This window comes from Streptomyces sp. NPDC047453 (genome assembly GCF_040643155.1).
Lineage (GTDB): Bacteria > Actinomycetota > Actinomycetes > Streptomycetales > Streptomycetaceae > Streptomyces.
Genome location: NZ_JBEYTS010000044.1, coordinates 14,922 through 31,760 on the forward strand (window position 1 = coordinate 14,922; position 16,839 = coordinate 31,760).

15 protein-coding genes are annotated in these 16,839 nt (G+C 71.0%); 9 read left to right on the forward strand and 6 right to left on the reverse strand.

Going from position 1 to position 16,839, the window contains the following annotated elements; genetic code table 11:
- The first annotated feature begins 88 nt into the window (after positions 1–88).
- Positions 89–1,900, forward strand: coding sequence for a phosphatidylglycerol lysyltransferase domain-containing protein (locus ABZ818_RS29250; RefSeq protein ID WP_361420936.1), 1,812 nt, complete (start codon positions 89–91; stop codon positions 1,898–1,900).
- Positions 1,901–1,966: 66 nt separating this feature from the next.
- Here the strand turns inward: ABZ818_RS29250 and ABZ818_RS29255 are convergent, their stop codons facing one another.
- The 4 genes from ABZ818_RS29255 to ABZ818_RS29270 form a co-directional block, all read right to left on the reverse strand.
- Positions 1,967–3,451 carry a HAMP domain-containing sensor histidine kinase gene (locus ABZ818_RS29255; RefSeq protein WP_361420939.1) on the reverse strand — a complete coding sequence of 495 codons (1,485 nt, stop codon included), beginning with the start codon at positions 3,449–3,451 and terminating at the stop codon, positions 1,967–1,969.
- Positions 3,452–4,168: a response regulator transcription factor gene (locus ABZ818_RS29260; RefSeq protein ID WP_361421043.1), complete on the reverse strand. Its 717-nt coding sequence runs from the start codon at positions 4,166–4,168 to the stop codon at positions 3,452–3,454.
- A gap of 183 nt (positions 4,169–4,351) precedes the next feature.
- The gene (locus ABZ818_RS29265) at positions 4,352–4,987 is read right to left on the reverse strand and encodes a CE1759 family FMN reductase (protein WP_361420942.1); all 636 of its coding nucleotides are present in this window, start codon (positions 4,985–4,987) and stop codon (positions 4,352–4,354) included.
- On the reverse strand, positions 4,984–6,087 hold the full coding sequence (locus ABZ818_RS29270; RefSeq protein WP_361420945.1) for an LLM class flavin-dependent oxidoreductase: 1,104 nt from the start codon (positions 6,085–6,087) through the stop codon (positions 4,984–4,986). The genes ABZ818_RS29265 and ABZ818_RS29270 overlap by 4 nt, the downstream gene beginning before the upstream one ends.
- Positions 6,088–6,270: 183 nt before the next feature.
- On the opposite strand from ABZ818_RS29270, the gene ABZ818_RS29275 reads away from it, so the two are divergent.
- Genes ABZ818_RS29275 through ABZ818_RS29285 form a run of 3 tightly spaced genes read left to right on the forward strand, consistent with a single transcriptional unit; the run spans position 6,271 to position 7,595 of the window.
- Positions 6,271–6,609 (forward strand): YnfA family protein, encoded by a 339-nt coding sequence (locus ABZ818_RS29275; protein WP_361420948.1) that lies wholly within the window; start codon positions 6,271–6,273, stop codon positions 6,607–6,609.
- 57 nt (positions 6,610–6,666) lie between these two features.
- Positions 6,667–7,446: an SDR family oxidoreductase gene (locus ABZ818_RS29280; RefSeq protein WP_361420951.1), complete on the forward strand. Its 780-nt coding sequence runs from the start codon at positions 6,667–6,669 to the stop codon at positions 7,444–7,446.
- Entirely contained in the window at positions 7,443–7,595 is a 153-nt protein-coding gene (locus ABZ818_RS29285) for a hypothetical protein (protein WP_361420954.1), read from the forward strand. The genes ABZ818_RS29280 and ABZ818_RS29285 overlap by 4 nt, the downstream gene beginning before the upstream one ends.
- Before the next feature lie 36 nt (positions 7,596–7,631).
- On the opposite strand, the gene ABZ818_RS29290 is transcribed toward ABZ818_RS29285, so the two are convergent.
- A complete protein-coding gene (locus ABZ818_RS29290; protein WP_361420958.1) occupies positions 7,632–8,825 on the reverse strand; it encodes an RtcB family protein in 1,194 nt (397 codons plus the stop codon).
- 185 nt (positions 8,826–9,010) lie between these two features.
- Here ABZ818_RS29290 and ABZ818_RS29295 point away from each other — a divergent pair, with 185 nt between their 5' ends.
- The 3 genes from ABZ818_RS29295 to ABZ818_RS29305 all read left to right on the forward strand — a co-directional run bounded on the left by ABZ818_RS29295 (position 9,011) and on the right by ABZ818_RS29305 (position 12,349).
- Positions 9,011–9,889 (forward strand): DUF3558 domain-containing protein, encoded by an 879-nt coding sequence (locus tag ABZ818_RS29295; protein WP_361420961.1) that lies wholly within the window; start codon positions 9,011–9,013, stop codon positions 9,887–9,889.
- A gap of 118 nt (positions 9,890–10,007) precedes the next feature.
- Positions 10,008–10,883, forward strand: a complete 876-nt coding sequence (locus tag ABZ818_RS29300) for a DUF3558 family protein (protein ID WP_361420964.1) — start codon at positions 10,008–10,010, stop codon at positions 10,881–10,883.
- Positions 10,884–11,014: 131 nt separating this feature from the next.
- Positions 11,015–12,349, forward strand: coding sequence for a DUF2637 domain-containing protein (locus ABZ818_RS29305; protein ID WP_361421046.1), 1,335 nt, complete (start codon positions 11,015–11,017; stop codon positions 12,347–12,349).
- A gap of 87 nt (positions 12,350–12,436) precedes the next feature.
- On the opposite strand, the gene lysS is transcribed toward ABZ818_RS29305, so the two are convergent.
- Positions 12,437–14,176, reverse strand: coding sequence for a lysine--tRNA ligase (lysS, locus tag ABZ818_RS29310; protein ID WP_361420967.1), 1,740 nt, complete (start codon positions 14,174–14,176; stop codon positions 12,437–12,439).
- A gap of 231 nt (positions 14,177–14,407) precedes the next feature.
- Here lysS and argS point away from each other — a divergent pair, with 231 nt between their 5' ends.
- Positions 14,408–16,171 (forward strand): arginine--tRNA ligase, encoded by a 1,764-nt coding sequence (argS, locus tag ABZ818_RS29315; RefSeq protein ID WP_361420970.1) that lies wholly within the window; start codon positions 14,408–14,410, stop codon positions 16,169–16,171.
- A 265-nt stretch (positions 16,172–16,436) separates the two neighbouring features.
- Positions 16,437–16,839, forward strand: a 403-nt coding sequence (locus tag ABZ818_RS29320; protein WP_361420973.1) for a hypothetical protein, incomplete at its 3' end; no start/stop codon positions are given.

Sequence of the window (16,839 nt, forward strand, 5' to 3'; positions counted from 1 at the left end):
GACCGCTCACCCTCCGGCTGCCCACTTTGTCCACGCCGGTTCCGTCCCCGCCGGCTTGCCCGGCCCGCTCCGAGGTGACGTGTCACCCATGCCCGCACAGCAGTCGCTCCTCGTCCCCGCCCAGCGTGACGCCGGCGCCTCCCCGCCTCCCCCGCCGGGCCTCCGGCTACGGACGCGGGCCGCGGCGGCCACCGTCTGGTACCTGCGGCTGCTCGCGGTGCTCAACATCGTCGCGGTGCTCTCCCTGCCGTTCCGCGAGGAGGTCCACGAGCACAACGGCGGTGAGTTCTTCACGCCGTACCTGGCCACCGCCGGCCTGGTCTCGGCGGTGCTCGCGCTGTTCCTGGCCGTGGTGATGCGGCGCCGCAAACGCGCCGCCTGGGCGTTCAACCTGCTGCTCGCCGGGCCCCTGTTCGTCCTCTACGTCCTCGCGCTGACCCAGGACCGGTTCCACGACCACGTCTTCAACTGGGTCTCCGCCGCGCTCACCGGCCTCTTCGTGACCGCGCTGCTGATCGGCCGGCGCGAGTTCCACGCCGTCGGCGACCGCTCCAACCCGAGGCTCGCCCTCGCCGTCGGCGCCGGCGGCGTCCTGGTCAGCGCGGGCCTCGGCACCTGGCTGGTGGACGCCACCAACCGGGCGCACGGCGGCGCCTCCCTGACCGAGCGGATCGGCTACGTCCTGCTGCGCGGCGTCAGCGTCGGACCGCTCGCCGACCGCGTTCCGGCCGTGCACGTGCCCCACTGGGTCGACATCACCATCAACATCTCGATCGCGGCGACCTTCCTCCTCGTCCTGTACGCCTGCTTCCGCTCCCCCCGCGGCCGCGCCCTGCTCGGCGAGGAGGACGAGAAGCGGCTGCGCGAACTGCTCGGCGGACACGGCGAGCGGGACTCCCTCGGCTACTTCGCGCTCCGCCGCGACAAGGCCGCGATCTTCTCCCCCACCGGCAAGGCCGCCGTCACCTACCGCGTCGTCGGCGGGGTCAGCCTCGCCTCCGGCGACCCCATCGGCGACCCGGAGGCGTGGCCCGGCGCCATCGACGCCTGGCTGGCCGAGGCCCGCCGGCACGCCTGGACGCCCGCCGTGATGGGCGCGAGCGAGGAGGCCGGCACGATCTACGCCCGGCATGGTCTCGACGCCCTCGAACTGGGCGACGAGGCCATCGTCGACGTCGCCGACTTCAGCCTTGAGGGGCGCGCCATGCGCGTCGTACGGCAGGCCCACAACCGGGTCCGCCGGGCCGGCTACACCGTGTGCGTCCGTCGGCACGAGGACATCCCCGACGAGGAGATGGCGCTGCTCGTGGAGCGCGCCGACCGCTGGCGCGACGGCGCCACCGAGCGCGGCTTCTCCATGGCGCTGGGACGGCTGGGCGATCCGGCCGACGGCCGCTGCGTGATGCTGGAGTGCCGGGACGCCGACGGGGCGCCGCGGGCGCTGCTGAGCTTCGTCCCGTGGGGCGAGCACGGGCTGTCGCTTGACCTCATGCGCCGCGACCGCGACGGCGAGAACGGCCTGATGGAGTTCATGGTGGTCGAACTGCTGCTGCGCGCGGAGGAGTTCGGGGTGCGGCGGGTGTCGCTGAACTTCGCCATGTTCCGCTCGGTCTTCGAACGCGGAGCGCGGCTGGGCGCCGGGCCGGTGCTGCGGCTGTGGCGCTCGGTGCTCACCTTCTTCTCCCGCTGGTGGCAGATCGAGTCGCTGTACCGCGCCAACGCCAAGTACCGGCCGGTCTGGGAGCCCCGCTTCCTGCTGTTCGCCAAGAGCAGCGACATCCCGCGCATCGGGATCGCCAGCGCCCGCGCCGAGGGCTTCCTCACCCCGCCCGCCCTGCCGTCCCTCGCCCGCCGCAAGGAGTCCCGGCCGGACGGGGAGTACGCCGACACCTCTTCCTAGAGGGCGGATCCCGTCGGCGTCCCGGGTCCCCGGGCGGTGTCCCAGGTCCCCGGGCGGCGTCCCGTCTCAGGTGCCGCGGCCCGGGTCCCGGCCCGGACCGCGGGATTCGGTCGCCGTTCCGCCCGTGTCGTGGTGGCCCCGTTCCGCGCCCGCCGTGAACCCGATCACCGATCCGCCGCCCTCGCGGCGGAAGGCGAACGGCGCGCCGCCGTGGGCCAGGGCCACCTCGCGGACGATGGACAGGCCGAGGCCGGAACCGGGCAGGGAGCGGGCGTCGGCGGCGCGGTAGAAGCGGTCGAAGACGCGTATCAGGTCGCCCGCGGCGATACCGGGCCCGCGGTCGAGGACCTCGACGCGGACCGTGCCCGGCCGGGTGGGCCCGGCGACGGCGATCTCGATGGGCGCCTTGCCGCCGCGGTCGAACTTGGTGGCGTTCTCCACGAGGTTGGAGATGGCCCGCTGGAGCATGCCCGGCCGGCCCTGAATCGTGGTGTCGCCGCTGGAGCGGACCACGATGTCGCGTCCGCTGCGCCGGCGCGCCAGTCCCGCGACGTCCTCGGCGATGTCGGCGATGTCGACCCGCTGCACGGGCTCGGAGTCGGACTGCCCGGCCGCGAGGTCGACCAGTTCGTTGACCAGGTCGGTCAGCTCGCGGGCCTCCTGGGTCAGGTCGGCGACCAGTTCCTCGCGGGTGGCGGGCGGCAATTCGTCGATGCGGCGCAGCAAGGAGATGTTCGTACGCAGGGAGGTCAGCGGCGTACGCAGTTCGTGGCCCGCGTCCTGGACCAGGCGGCGCTGGTCCTCCTCGGACTGGGCGAGCCGGCCGAGCATGCGGTCGAAGGAGCGGCCGAGGCGGCCCACCTCGTCGTAGCCGGTGACGGGCACCGCGACGCCGAGCCGCTGGGTGCGGGCGACGCCCTCGGCGGCGGAGGTGAGGATCACCAGCCGGCGCGTGATGCGGCGGGCCAGCCACCAGCCGCACAGGCCGGCGGCGATCACCACGGCCCCCATCAGGATCAGCGTGCGCTGCTGGAGCGCGCGCAGCAGGTCCTCGGTGTCGCTGAACTCCTGGGCGACCTGCACGGCGCCGTGGCCCTTGCCGAGGGCGACGGTCGCGATCCGGTACACCTCGCCCTTGACATGCACGTCCTTGTACTCGACGGCCTTGCCGGCCTTCGCCGCGGCGGCGACGGCCTTGTCCTCGGCGGTCACGGGCAGCGGCGGTGTGCCGTGGTCGACGATCTCGCCGTGGGCGCCGAGCACCTGCACGTTGGTGCGGTTGGGCCGGACCAGTTCGTGCCCGGGACGGGAGGAGGTGAAGTCCGCGGGCGTCAGCTGGTAGCGCCGGACCTCGTCCCGTACGTCCTGCACGACCTGGGTGAACACCGACTGCTGGTCCACCCGCACCAGCCGGGCGGCGGAGTTGTACGACAGGATGCCGACGAGGACGGTGACAGCGGCGGTCACCACGGCGAACGACACCGCGAACGTGGTCCGCAGCGACGACAGCCGGGGCCGCGGTCTGTCCAGCAGCCGCGCGAGGCGGCCCACTCAGTCCTCCCGGAGCACGTAGCCCACGCCTCGGACGGTGTGGATCAGCTGCGGCGCGTTCGGCTCGTCGAGCTTGCGGCGCAGGTAGCCGACGTAGACGGCGAGGTTCTTGGAGCCGGGGCCGAAGTCGTAGCCCCAGATCCGGTCGTAGATGGTGGAGTGGTCCAGCACGATCCCCGCGTTGCGGACGAGCAGCTCGAGGAGTTCGAACTCGGTGCGGGTCAGCTCCAGCTCGCGTGTGCCCCGCCACACCCGGCGGGCCTGGAGGTCCATGCGGATCCCGGCCGCCTCGACCTGCCGCTCGGGCACCTGCGGCTCCTTCACCGGTACGTCCCCCGCGCCGCCCACGCCGACGCCGACCGGGCTGGTGCGGCGCAGCAGGGCGCGCAGCCGGGCGAAGACCTCCTCCACGTCGAACGGCTTGACGACGTAGTCGTCGGCACCGGCGTCCAGGCCGGCGATCCGGTCGGCGGTCTCCACCAGGGCGGTGAGCATGAGGATCGGGGTGCGGTCGCCCTCGGCGCGCAGCACCCGGCAGACCTGGAGCCCGTCGATGCCCGGCATCATCACATCGAGGACGAGGATGTCCGGCGGGCTCTTGTGGGCCTGGGCGAGTGCCTCGACGCCGTCGGCGACCGCCGTCACGTCGTAACCCTCCAGCGTCAGGGCACGCTCCAGGGCGTGACGGATGGCACGGTCGTCTTCGGCGAGGAGCAGAGTCTGAGGCACCCGTCCAGTCTGCCAAGGCCGCAGGCCCGCGACCGAGACGAATGGGCCTACGATCACCCTTTTTACCCGCCTCTCACCGACTCGGAGGCAACGCGCCGGGCCGCCTACCGTCCTCTCACCATCGGCGGCGGCCCCCGCCCGCCCGCGGCCCTCCCGAGCGGCGGATACGCGTCACCTCCGCAGCGCCGCCAGTTGCTCCTCGAACGGCACCACCGTGAACCCGCCGGCCTGCGCGTGCGCGGCCTGCTCCGGCACGGCGGCCCGCTCCGGCCGCCGCCCTGCCGACAGCCCCGTCATCAGCGCCGCCAGTTCCCGCGCGGCCCGCGCGATCCGCTCGGGCAGGCCTTCGGCGCCCCAGTCCTCCGAGGCGGCGTAGACGCCGGTGGGGACGACGACGGCCTTCAGGTACGCGAAGAGCGGGCGCAGCGCGTGGTCGAGGACCAGGGAGTGGCGGGCGGTGCCGCCGGTCGCGGCGATCAGCACCGGCTTGCCGGCCAGCGCGCCCTCGTCCCGTACCCCGAGCACGTCGAAGAAGGACTTGAACAGTCCGCTGTAGGAGGCGGAGAACACCGGCGTGACGACGACCAGCCCGTCCGCCTCCGCGACCGCGTCCAGCGCGTCCGCCAGGGCCGGGCCGGGGAAGCCGCCGGTGAAGTTGTGCGCGATCTCCACGGCCAGGTCCCGCAGTTCGATCACGCGCGCGTCCACCGCCCCGGCGTGCTCGGCGGTCGCGGCCGCCAGCCGGTCGGCCAGCAGCCGCGTGGAGGACGGGACGCTCAGCCCCGCCGAGACGACGACGAGCTTCATACGGTGCTCACCTCTTCCTCGTTCCCGGACCGGCTCGCGGCCAGCAGGGAGCCATGGTTCGGCGCGTCCGGCACGTCCGCCGGGCGGCCCTTGGCGAACTCCTCGCGCAGCACCGGCACGACCTCCTCGCCCAGCATGTCGATCTGCTCCAGCACGGTCTTCAGGGGCAGGCCCGCGTGGTCCATCAGGAACAGCTGGCGCTGGTAGTCGCCGGCGTACTCGCGGAAGGACAGCGTCTTCTCGATGACCTGCTGCGGGGAGCCGACGGTCAGCGGGGTCTGGGCGGTGAAGTCCTCCAGGGAGGGCCCGTGGCCGTAGACCGGCGCGTTGTCGAAGTAGGGGCGGAACTCGCGCACCGCGTCCTGGGAGTTCTTCCGCATGAACACCTGGCCGCCGAGCCCGACGATCGCCTGCTCGGGCGTGCCGTGCCCGTAGTGGGCGTACCGGGCCCGGTACAGCTCGACCATCCGCTTGGTGTGGTCGGCCGGCCAGAAGATGTTGTTGTGGAAGAAGCCGTCGCCGTAGTACGCGGCCTGCTCGGCGATCTCCGGGGAGCGGATGGAGCCGTGCCAGACGAAGGGCGGTACGCCGTCCAGCGGGCGGGGCGTGGAGGTGAAGCCCTGCAACGGCGTGCGGAACTTGCCCTCCCAGTCGACGACGTCCTCGCGCCACAGGCGGTGCAGCAGGGCGTAGTTCTCGACGGCGAGGTTGATGCCCTGCCGGATGTCCTGCCCGAACCAGGGGTAGACCGGGCCGGTGTTGCCACGCCCCATCATCACGTCCACCCGCCCGTCGGCCAGGTGCTGGAGCATCGCGAAGTCCTCGGCGATCTTCACCGGGTCGTTGGTGGTGATCAGGGTGGTGGAGGTGGACAGGATCAGCCGCTCCGTCCGCGCGGCGATGTAGCCGAGCATCGTGGTCGGGGACGACGGCACGAACGGCGGGTTGTGGTGCTCACCGGTCGCGAAGACGTCCAGGCCGGCCTCCTCGGCCTTCAGCGCGATGGCGACCATGGCCTTGATCCGCTCGCGCTCGGTCGGCGTACGCCCCGTGGTGGGGTCCGGCGTGACGTCGCCGACGCTGAAGATCCCGAACTGCATGGCCACTCACCCTCCAAGTTTGTTGACGGTTCAACTATACCTGCCCAACCGTCCCCGTCCCGGAAGTATTCCGCCCCGCCCGATACGACGACTCGGCCGGCCCCCACGGGGGAGGGCGGCGACCGGAAAGCAGCCGGCCGGACCGCCCTCCGCCCGGCAGAGGCCCCGTGCGAGGCTGCCCTCATGCTGATCCTGCGTTCCGCCGCCCTCTTCGTCGTCGCCGCACTGTTCGAGATCGGCGGCGCCTGGCTGGTCTGGCAGGGCGTGCGCGAGCACCGCGGCTGGATGTGGGCCGCCGGCGGCGTCCTGGCGCTCGGCGCGTACGGCTTCGTCGCCACCTTCCAGCCCGACGCCCACTTCGGCCGCGTCCTCGCCGCCTACGGCGGGATCTTCGTCGCCGGTTCGATCCTGTGGGGCATGGTCGCCGACGGCTACCGGCCCGACCGCTGGGACGTGACCGGTGTGCTGGTCTGCCTGGCGGGCATGGCCGTGATCATGTGGGCGCCACGGAACGGCGGCTGACGTTCGCCTAGGCTGGGCGGAGCGAACGCACCACACCTCCGCCCCGAGGAGCAGCCCATGGCCACCGCCGCCCCGTCCGCCGCCTCCCGCATCGCCGTCGTGACCGGTGCGAGCAGCGGCATCGGCGCCGCCACGGCCCGGCAGCTCGCCGCCGCCGGCTACCGGGTCGTCCTGACCGCCCGCCGCAAGGACCGCATCGAGGCACTGGCCGAGGAGATCGGCGCGGCCGGCCACTCCGCCACTGCCTACCAGCTGGACGTCACCGACCGCGCGGCGGTGGACGAGTTCGCCACGGCCTTCAAGTCCGTCGGCGTCCTGGTCAACAACGCGGGCGGGGCACTGGGCGCCGACCCCGTCGCCACCGGCGACCCGGCCGACTGGCGCACGATGTACGAGACGAACGTCCTCGGCACCCTCAACCTCACCCAGGCCCTCCTGCCCAAGCTGGAGGCCAGTGGCGACGGCACGGTGGTCGTGGTCTCCTCCACCGCCGGTCACGGCACCTACGAGGGCGGCGGTGGCTACGTCGCCGCCAAGCACGGCGCCCACGTCCTCGCCGAGACCCTCCGCCTGGAGATCGTCGGCAGGCCGGTCCGGGTCATCGAGATCGCCCCCGGCATGGTCAGGACCGAGGAGTTCGCCCTCACCCGCTTCGGCGGCGACCGGGAGAAGGCCGCCAAGGTCTACGACGGCGTGGCCGAGCCGCTGACGGCCGACGACGTGGCCGACACCATCACCTGGGCGGTCACCCGCCCCAGCCACGTCAACATCGACCTCCTGGTCGTCCGCCCCCGCGCCCAGGCGTCGAACACCAAGGTCCACCGGGAGCCGCGATGACCGACGACCGCGACCGTGATACGGAGCGGGAACGCCTCGCCCTGGAGAAGAAGCGCGAACGGTACGTCTGGTACTACCTCGGCTACTTCCTCTTCGGCATCCACGTCGTCGCCTTCGTGATGATCTACGCGGTCCGCCACGCCAAGTAGCCGTACGGCCCGGGCGTACGGCCGCGCCCGCGGGCGTCAGCCCTTCACGCAGACGACCTGCCGCAGCTTCGCCACGACCTCCACGAGGTCCCGCTGCTGGTCGATGACCTGCTCGATCGGCTTGTAGGCGCCCGGGATCTCGTCGACGACGCCCGAGTCCTTGCGGCACTCCACGCCCCGCGTCTGCTCCTCCAGGTCCTTGGTGGAGAAGCGGCGCTTGGCGGCGTTGCGGCTCATGCGCCGGCCGGCGCCGTGCGACGCGGAGTTGAAGGACTCCTCGTTCCCGAGACCCTTGACGATGTACGAGCCGGTGCCCATGGAGCCCGGGATGATGCCGTACTCCCCCGCCCGGGCGCTGATCGCTCCCTTGCGGGTGACGAGGAGGTCCATGCCCTCGTAGCGCTCGCGGTTCACGTAGTTGTGATGGCAGCTCACCTCGGGCTCGAAGGTCACCCTGGCCTTCTTGAACTCCCGGCGGATCACGTCCTTCAGGAGCGCCATCATGATCGCGCGGTTGTACCTCGCGTACTCCTGGGCCCAATACAGGTCGTGCTCGTACGCCGCCATCTGCGGTGTGTCCGCCACGAAGACGGCGAGGTCGCGGTCGACCAGCCCCTGGTTGTACGCAAGCTTCTGCGCGACGCCGATGTGGTGCTCGGCGAGTTCCTTGCCGATGTTGCGGGAGCCGGAGTGCAGCATGAGCCACACCGACTGGGACTCGTCGACGCAGACCTCCACGAAGTGGTTTCCGCTGCCCAGCGTTCCCATCTGCTTCGTGGCGCGCTCCTGACGGAATCTGACCGCCTCCGCCACCCCGTCGAAACGCCCCCAGAACCCGTCCCACCCCGCGGTGGCCAGGCCGTGGAACCGTCCCGGATCGACGGGATGGTCGTGCATTCCCCGCCCCACCGGAATCGCCTGCTCGATCTTCGAGCGGAGGCGGGACAGGTCGCCGGGGAGATCGCCGGCCCTCAGCGAGGTCTTCACGGCCGACATTCCGCAGCCGATGTCCACGCCCACCGCCGCCGGGCAGACCGCGCCCCGCATCGCGATGACCGAGCCGACCGTCGCGCCCTTGCCGTAGTGCACGTCCGGCATGACGGCGAGGCCCTTGATCCAGGGGAGGGTCGCGACGTTACGGAGCTGCTGCATCGCCACGTCCTCGACCGTCGCCGGGTCGGCCCACATGCGGATCGGGACCTTCGCGCCCGGCATTTCCACATACGACATATCGCCCTCATTCCCCCGGAAACAAAACAGAAGCATGGAAACGCAATACCAGCGCCAAGGTCGGTGAAACAGGACAACGGACCGGCGTCCGCGGCAGTGCGTGCGATACACATTGTCTCCAGGGAGCGCCCCCGCCCGGCAAGCGAATAACCAGCGGGGCCAGTGAAAGCGAGAGGAGCCTGACCGTGCTGCGGAAGGCGTACGTACCCGGCGCGGCCGCGCTCCTCGCGGCGCTGCTGCTGGGCGGCTGCACCGATGGTTCGTCGAGTGAGGGCCGGGCGGACAACGCCAACCCCGGCGGCTCCGACCCGACGACGGCGGCAGCCCAGCCGGGCAAGTACCGGACGCTTCCGGAGGCCTGCCGCGCGGTCGGCCACAACACCCTCGACTCGCTGCTGCCCGGCATCAAGCAGATCATGGACGTGGACCAGCGCGACAAGGCCTACGAGGGCCAGGCGACGCTCACGTACGACACCGACCGCAAGGTCGGATGCCGCTGGAAGGTGGAGTCCTCGGACGCCACCGACCACCTCTCCGTCGACTTCGAGCGGGTCGTCTCCTACGACAACACGGTCAGCGACGACAGTCAGGCGCAGTCGGTCTTCGCCGCCAAACGGGCCGCCGCGCACCTTCCCGAGCCGGCCGCCACCGAGACCTCCACGACCGAGTCCAAGGCCGCCTCCGGCGCGGGCTCCGCATCACCTTCCGGTTCCGGCAGCACCCCGCCGTCGTCCCCGTCGTCCTCTTCGTCCCAGTCGTCCTCGTCGTCCCCCGGCTCCCCTTCCTCCTCCTCGTCCGCCTCCGGCGACGCCTCGTCGACCGACCTCCAGCCCCGGCTCCTGAGCGATCTCGGCGACGAGGCGTTCCTCGACGACGCGCTCAACAGCTCCGGTTCGACTGCCCGGCAGCGCACCGTAACTGTGGCATTCCGCACGTCCAACGTCGTCGTGACCATCGTGTACGAGGAGCAGCCGGCGACCGTCGGCATCGTCCCGGACAGCAAGGAAATGCAGGACAAGGCAAGGAAACTGGCCGCTCGGCTGGCCGATTCACTGGGTGGTTGACGACTCTCGCGTGGCACCCGGTGCCGCCGCGCTCAGTACGACAAGTGGGACCGCGCGACTGTCTCACCGCGTACGGTGGCCCCTCGGACCCGATCCGACCGCAGGAACCACGAGCGTCATGAGCGAAGGAACCATGCAGCGAGCAGCCCAGCGAGAAGAGCGAGCCCAGCGAACCCAGGAAGCCCCGCGAGCGAAGCGTCCGAACCGCGCCCTTGTCTGCGCGGTCGCCGTCCCCGTGATGCTGCTCGCCGCGGCCTGCTCCTCCTCGGACTCCGGCTCCGGCGGCGGTGCCAAGCAGACCACGGCGGGCGGCGCGAAGGGCTCCGCGAGCCCGTCGCCGACGGTCCAGGCGGCGGCGTACGCGAAGCTGCCCCAGGCGTGCAAGATGCTGTCGGACAAGACGCTCGGCGAACTGGTCCCGAAGGGCGCGAAGTCGGGCAAGGAGAGCGCCTCCAGCGACCTCTCCACGCGTACCGGCTGCTCCTGGAACAGCCTGGACAACAACGGGGTGAAGGGCTCTCAGTTCCGCTGGCTCAACGTGTCGCTGCTGCGTTTCGAGTCCGATGTCACCCGCGGCACCGGCGAGAAGCAGGCGCACGAGTTCTACCAGCGGCAGGTGCAGGACGCCCGGAACGTGGCGAACGCGCAGAACGCGAAGTCGGAGCCGGTGTCCGGAACCGGCGACGAGGCCACGCTGGTGCGCTACGACCTGAAGAAGAAGGAAGGCGCCTTCAAGCAGCAGACGGTCGTGGCGCGGGTGGAGAACGTGGTCGTCACCCTCGACTACAACGGTGCCGGTCTGGCCGGTGACTCGACCCCGGACACCAACGACCTGACGAAGGCCGCCGAGAAGGCCGCCAAGGAAGCGGTGTCCGCGGTGGCGACGGCGAACGGCGCGTCCGGCGGCGGTGCGCCGAGTACCTCCTCTTCCTCCTCGGCGTCCAAGTCCCCCGCGAAGTCGGCCTCACCGTCGAAGTCCGCGTCCAACGGCTGACCCACGGACGGCCCGTAGAAGCGGAGCATCCGGACCGGTCCCACGGCCCTCGCACAGATGTGCCACCCTGTTGCGCGCAACCAACACGCAAGGGGAGGGAGTTACGGGTGGCCACGCCACAGCTGACCCGGATGCACCGCGTTCTCATCGGCGTGGTCGTCACGGGTGCCGTGATCATCGCCGGTATCGGCTTCGCGGGTTCGTACGCGGCCGTCCGCGAACTCGCCCTCAAGAAGGGCTTCGGGAACTTCAGTTATGTGTTCCCGATCGGCATCGACGCGGGCATCTGCGTGCTGCTCGCCCTGGATCTGCTCCTGACCTGGATCCGGATCCCCTTCCCGCTGCTGCGCCAGACCGCGTGGCTGCTGACGCTGGCCACGATCGCCTTCAACGGCGCCGCCGCCTGGCCGGACCCGCTGGGTGTGGGCATGCACGCGGTGATCCCGGTGCTGTTCGTGGTCGCCGTGGAGGCGGCCCGGCACGCGATCGGCCGGATCGCGGACATCACGGCGGACAAGCACATGGAGGGCGTCCGCCTGACCCGCTGGCTGCTCTCCCCCGTCCCCACCTTCCTGCTGTGGCGCCGGATGAAGCTGTGGGAGCTGCGCTCCTACGACCAGGTCATCAAGCTGGAACAGGAACGTCTCGTCTACCAGGCCCGGTTGCGCTCCCGCTTCGGCCGGGCCTGGCGCCGCAAGGCCCCGGTGGAGTCCCTGATGCCACTGCGCCTGGCCCGGTACGGCGTCCCCCTGGGGGAGACGGCTCCGGCGGGCCTGGCGGCCGCGGGCATAGAACCGGCCCTGATCCCGCCGCGCCCGCAGGTCGAGACGGCCGCGGACGCTCGTGCCGCCGAGGCGGCACGGATGGGCGGCGAGGGAGCCTCCCAGCCCGTTCCGGCGCTGGCGGAGGCACCTCCCGGCGGGCAGCGCCCCGAGCTGGCCGGTCCCCACAACGGCGGGCAGCCGGTCCAGGAACAGCAGGCCCTGGACGAAGCGAGTCCCTGGTTCTCCGCCGCCCAGCAGGTCGACTACCACGGCGGCTACGACCCGGCGTACGAGCCGGCCTACGAGCCGGAGCCTCCGTACGAGGAACCCCCGTACGAGGAGTGGCACGAGGAACACCAGGGGCACCAGGAACACCAGAATCACCAGGGCGAGGCCCCGCAGCCGCAGCAGCCCGAGCAGCCCTCCCCGGAGGACACCGGCAGCTTCCCCATCCCGGCCGGCCCGAACCGCACCCGCCAGCTCGGCGAGGGCGGCGGCACCCCGCCCACGGAGCCGGACGAGGAGGCCTATTACCAGGTCTTCCGTCAGTCGATCAACGGCAGCCTGCCGACCCCCCGCGAGTTCGCCGACGGGGTGGAGGCCACGTACGGGATCTCGCTGCCCGACAACGAGGCCAAGCACTTGGTGAGCCGCTTCTCCAACCGCTTCAACGCGGAGCTGGAGGAAGACCACATCGCCTGAACCACGAGCCGAAGCCTGAACCACGAACGAGGGGCCCTCGCATGAGGGCCCCTCGTCGTATCACCGCGTAGCGCTTCGCCGCTTCCGCTACTCCCCGAGCAGGGCCCGCACCCGCTCCTGCCCCACCGCGAGCAGCAGCGTGGGCAGCCGCGGCCCGGTGTCGCGGCCGACGAGCAGGTGGTAGAGCAGCGCGAAGAAGGACCGCTGGGCGGTCTTGATCTCCGGCGGCAGCTCCTTGGGCGTGGCGTCGGCGGAGAACCCGGCCTGGACCTTGGGCACGCCGTAGACGAGGTGGGTGAGCCCGTCGAGCGACCAGTGGTCCCGAAGGCCGTCGAGCAGCAGCCGGATCGACTGCTGGGAGGGCTCGTCGAGGGACTTCAGCAGGTCGGCGTCGGGCTCCTCGCGGACGATGGTGCGCTGGTCTGCGGGGACGTGGGTGTTGATCCACGCCTCGGCCCTGTCGTACCGCGGGCGGGCCTCGTCGAGCGAGCCCAGCGGGTCGGCCGGGTCGAGTTCGGACAGGATGCGCAGCGCCTGGTCCTGGTGGCCGGCGGTGATGTCGGCGACGGACGCGAGCGTGCGGTACGGCAGCGGGCGCCGCGTCTTCGGCAGCTCGCCGGCGGCGGTGCCCACCGCGCGCGTGTACGCGGCGACGTCACCGGGCAGCGCCGAGCCATCGGCGACCTTGGCGGCGAGCTTGTCCCACTCGTCGTACAGGCGCTGGATCTCCTGGTCGAAGGCGATCTTGAAGGACTGGTTCGGCCTGCGCCGGGCGTACAGCCACCGCAGGAGCTGCGGCTCCATGATCTTCAGCGCGTCGGCCGGGGTGGGGACGCCACCGCGCGAGGACGACATCTTCGCCATGCCGGAGATACCCACGAAGGCGTACATCGGGCCGATCGGCTGCTTGCCGCCGAAGATCCCGACGATCTGCCCGCCGACCTGGAACGAGGACCCCGGCGAGGAGTGGTCGACACCGCTGGGCTCGAAGATCACGCCCTCGTACGCCCACCGCATCGGCCAGTCGACCTTCCAGACCAGCTTGCCGCGGTTGAACTCGCTGAGCCGGACCGTCTCCGAGAAACCGCACGCGGTGCAGGCGTAGGTCAGCTCGGTGGAGTCGTCGTCGTAGGCGGTGACGGTGGTGAGGTCCTTCTCGCAGTTGCCGCAGAACGGCTTGTACGGGAAGTAGCCGGCGGAGCCGGAGCTGCCGTCGTCCTCGGACGCTGCGCCCGAGCCCTCCTCGGCCTCCAGCTCGGCCTCGTCCAGGGGCTTCTGCTGCTTCTTGGCCGCCTTGGGCTTGGTGCGGTACTGGGCGAGGATCGCGTCGATGTCGCCCCGGTGCTTCATCGCGTGCAGAATCTGCTCGCGGTACGCGCCGGATGTGTACTGCTCCGTCTGGCTGATGCCGTCGAACTCCACGCCCAGTTCGGCGAGCGAGGCGACCATGGCGGCCTTGAAGTGCTCGGCCCAGTTGGGGTGCGCCGAGCCCTTCGGGGCCGGGACGGAGGTCAGCGGCTTGCCGATGTGCTCGGCCCACGACTCGTCGACACCGGCGATCCCGGCCGGGACCTTGCGGTACCGGTCGTAGTCGTCCCAGGAGATCAGGTGCCGTACCCGGTACCCGCGGCGGCGGATCTCGTCGGCGACGAGGTGCGGGGTCATGACCTCGCGCAGGTTGCCCAGGTGGATGGGGCCGGACGGCGACAGCCCGGACGCGACGACGACCGGTTTGCCCGGGGCCCGACGCTCCGACTCCTCGATGACGTCGTCCGCGAAACGGGAGACCCAGTCGGCGGTCTCGGTGCTCTGAGCCACGATCGGCACGTCCTCTTTCCCTGAAGTTTCTCTGAAGGTTCTCCGTGGGCAGCCGCTACGGTCGCACGGCTGACCGCTCCATTGTCCCAGGCGTGTCGGCATCCGCGAAAACACCTTTTCAACGCGTTGGACGGGTGCGGGCGGCCCGGCGTTCGCCCGTCGGCCGGAAAATTCGCTTTACCCCGCATGGGATACTGGGCCTGTCTATCCATCCGCACGAGGAGAACGGCACCCTTTCCTATGGCCTCGGTCACGTCCCTCACCGCTTCCGTCCACCAGCGCCTCGCGTCCGCCCTCTCGGCCACCCTGCCGGAGACCGCCGCCGCGGACCCGCTGCTGCGACGCAGCGACCGGGCGGACTTCCAGGCCAACGGCATCCTGGCGCTGGCCAAGCAGGCGAAGTCGAACCCGCGGGAGCTGGCGGCGCAGGTCGTCGGGCACGTGGCCACCGGTGATCTGATCAAGGACGTCGAGGTCTCCGGACCCGGCTTCCTCAACATCACGGTCACCGACCGGGCGATCACGGAGAACCTCGCGGCGCGGGCGGCCGACTCCGAGGGCCGGCTGGGTGTGCCGTACGCGGAGCAGCCGGGCACGACGGTGATCGACTACGCCCAGCCGAACGTGGCGAAGGAGATGCACGTCGGCCACCTGCGGTCCGCGGTGATCGGCGACTCCGTCGTCCAGCTCCTGGAGTTCACCGGCGAGAACGTGGTCCGCCGGCACCACATCGGCGACTGGGGCACCCAGTTCGGCATGCTCATCCAGTATCTGGACGAGCACCCGCACGAGCTGGACCACAAGGCGTCCGAGGTGACCGGCGCGGAGGCGATGTCGAACCTCGACCGCCTCTACAAGGCCGCGCGCAAGCTCTTCGACTCCGACGAGGAGTTCAAGACGCGGGCCCGGCGCCGGGTGGTGGACCTCCAGGCCGGCGACGCGCACACGGTGGCCATGTGGCAGAAGTTCGTGGACGAGTCGAAGATCTACTTCTTCTCCGTCTTCGAGAAGCTGGACATGGATGTCCGGGACCCGGACATCGTCGGCGAGTCCGGCTACAACGACATGCTCGCCGAGACCTGCCGCCTGCTGGAGGAGTCCGGCGTGGCGGTCCGCTCGGAGGGCGCCCTGTGCGTCTTCTTCGACGACGTCAAGGGCCCGGACGGCAACCCGGTCCCGCTGATCGTCCAGAAGTCCGACGGCGGCTACGGCTACGCGGCCACCGACCTGTCGGCGATCAGGGACAGGGTCTTCAACCTCAAGGCGAACACCCTGCTGTACGTCGTGGACGCCCGGCAGTCCCTGCACTTCAAGATGGTCTTCGAGACCGCGCGGCGGGCCGGCTGGCTGAACGACGACGTGACGGCGTACCAGTTGGCGTTCGGCACGGTGCTCGGCAAGGACGGCAAGCCGTTCAAGACCCGTGAGGGCGAGACGGTCCGCCTGGTCGACCTGCTCGACGAGGCGATCGAGCGTGCCTCGGCGGTCGTCCGGGAGAAGGCGCAGGACCTCTCGGACGAGGAGATCGCCGAGCGGGGTGCCCAAGTCGGCATCGGCGCGGTGAAGTACGCGGACCTGTCGACCTCGGCGAGCCGGGACTACAAGTTCGACCTGGACCAGATGGTCTCGCTGAACGGCGACACGTCGGTCTACCTCCAGTACGCCTACGCCCGGATCCAGTCGATCCTCCGCAAGGCCGGAGAGGTACGGCCCTGCGCCCACCCGGAGCTGGAACTGACGCCGACGGAGCGGGCGTTGGGCCTGCACGCCGACGCCTTCGCGGAGATGGTGCGGGAGGCGGCCGCGGAGTACGCCCCGCACAAGCTGACCGCGTACCTGTACCAGCTCGCGTCCCTGTACACGACCTTCTACGACAAGTGCCCGGTGCTGAAGGCGGAGACGCCGGAGCAGGTGGAGAACCGCCTGTTCCTGTGCGACGTCACCGCGCGCACCCTGCACCAGGGCATGGCCCTGCTGGGCATCCGGACGCCCGAGCGCCTCTGACGGATCCGCCGGTCCGTCCGCCGCAGGCCCCGCCCCGTACTCGACGGGTCGGGGCCTGCGCGCGTTGCGGCGGACGTCCGGGCATGTCCCCCACCTCCTGCGGCCCGTACGCGCCGCCGGTAGCCCCTTCCCCGCGCACAAGATCGAAGTGCGGCGGGCACCGGGGGCCCCGACGATGACGAAGGAGCGGAGCGCGGAACTTCCCACAGTTTGGGCACTCCGCTGCGTCATGCGTCTGCGTCTTGCTTCACAGAAGGAGGAATCCATGACGGCAACGACGGAGAGCCCCACTCGGGAGAAGGCAGGCGTCGGCCAGGAGGAAGAGGAGTCCGCCATCGGACCGCTTCTGCTGGCCGCGTTGCTCTCCCGGCGTGAGGAACACGGGGAGGACCCGATCATCGGCCACCCTCTCCTCCTCGCCGCGCTCATGCGCCGCCGGGAGGAGGGCGGGGAGTCGATGATCCAGCACCCCCTGCTGCTCGCCGCCCTGATGCGCCGCCGGGAGGAACGGGAGGACCCCATCATCGAGAACCCCCTCCTCCTCGCCATGCTCATGCGCCGCCGCGAGGAGCGCGGGGAGTCGATGATCCAGCACCCCCTGCTGCTCGCCGCCCTGATGCGCCGCCGGGAGGAACGGGAGGACCCCATCATCGAGAACCCCCTCCTCC